Origin of the sequence: Chamaesiphon sp. VAR_69_metabat_338, assembly GCF_031423935.1 — a bacterium.
Lineage (GTDB): Bacteria > Cyanobacteriota > Cyanobacteriia > Cyanobacteriales > Chamaesiphonaceae > Chamaesiphon.
On the sequence record NZ_JANPGM010000398.1, the window covers coordinates 1 to 1,732 of the forward strand.

At 46.9% G+C, this 1,732-nt stretch carries 1 protein-coding gene; it reads left to right on the forward strand.

Annotated features, from left to right (window positions below):
* Positions 1 to 1,732, forward strand: a 1,732-nt coding sequence (locus RMO84_RS11120; protein WP_310488529.1) for a DNA polymerase, incomplete at both ends; no start/stop codon positions are given.

The window sequence follows — 1,732 nt, forward strand, 5'->3', positions numbered from 1 at the left end:
TATAAGGCCGATCGAGTGGAAACGCCGGAAGATTTCACGATCGATATTCAGAACCTCTACCAACTATTGACGGCGTTAAATTTACCGACGATTACGGCGGTGGGATTTGAGGCGGATGATGTGTTGGGGACGCTGGCGGGGAGAGCTAGCCGCGAAGGTTATCAGGTGAAGATCTTATCTGGTGATAAGGATATGTTTCAACTGGTGAGCGATCGCGCTCGAGTGAGTGTATTGTACATGACTTCAGCTTTTGCTCAAAGTGGCCCTTCGGTAGTGGAAATGAACGAGCAAGGTGTCATCGATAAGATGGGGGTGACTGCGGCGCAGATTGTCGATTATAAGGCGTTGTGTGGGGATAAGTCGGATAGCATTCCTGGGGTGCGGGGGATTGGCGATAAGACGGCGGTGAAGTTATTGAATGAATACGGAGATCTGGCGACTATTTACGATCGCGTGGAGGAGATTCCAGGTGCGAATGGGAAGAAGCTGATTGCGGGTAAGGATGATGCAGATCATTCTCAGTATTTAGCGAAAATTATTACTGATGTACCGTTAGAAGTCGAGTTACCAGAGACAAAATTAACTGGGTTTGATTTTGCACAGGTGCAGCCAATCTTACAAACATTAGAATTACATCGATTTAGTAAAGATATCGAGAAACTGCAGGAGGCTTTCGGTGGTGCGGCGGCTCCCAATCCCGAGAGTATCAACAGCCCCCACGAAGCAATTCATGAGATTGTTACTCCACGCGGATCGATTGTTACCGATGATGGTGGTGACGATATGTGGTTCTTTAGTGCTGAGGATACTGATAAGTTTCAACTTAGCAAACTGTCGCCGATTCAGCCGCAAGTTATCGATACTGAAGCCAAATTACAGGCTTTAATTACCAATCTTCAGCAACATACCGATCCAGATCGTCCCGTGGCTTGGGATACGGAAACTACCGATTTAGAACCGCGCAATGCGGAATTAGTCGGGATTGGTTGTTGTTGGGGAGCCGAACCAGATCGAATGGCATATATTCCGATCGGGCACGAATTGGGTGATAATTTAGAACTGCAATTAGTTCTTACAAGTCTCAAACCGATTCTCGAATCTGCGACTTACCCGAAGGTATTGCAGAATGCTAAATTCGATCGATTGGTATTTAAAAACCAAGGCATCAACCTTCAAGGCGTTGTCTTCGATACGATGCTGGCAAGCTACGTCCTTAATCCCGACAGCAGCCATAACCTCACGGATTTATCCAGCCGCTATCTGAGCGTCGTCGCCCAGAGTTACGATGACTTAGTACCAAAAGGACAGACTATCGCAAGTGTTAGTATCCCTTTGGTAGCCGAATATTGCGGGATGGATGTCTGGGGTACCTACCGCCTTCACGGCATCCTCACAGCCGAATTAGCCGCCGCACCGAAGTTACTTGCGCTGTTGCAAGAAATCGAATTACCACTCGAACCGATTCTCGCCGCGATGGAAGATCGGGGTATTAATATCGATGCTGAGTATCTGAAAACACTCTCGCTTGTATTAGCTGAAGACTTAGCCAAAATCGAGGAGCAAACCTACGCACTTGCAGGGGAGAAATTTAATCTCGGTTCACCCAAACAATTGGGACACATCTTATTTGAAAAACTCGGCTTAGATACCAAAAGTATTCGCAAAACTCAATCCGGCTACTCCACCGATGTTAATACCCTCGAAAAATTGCAAGGTAAACATGAAGTCGTCG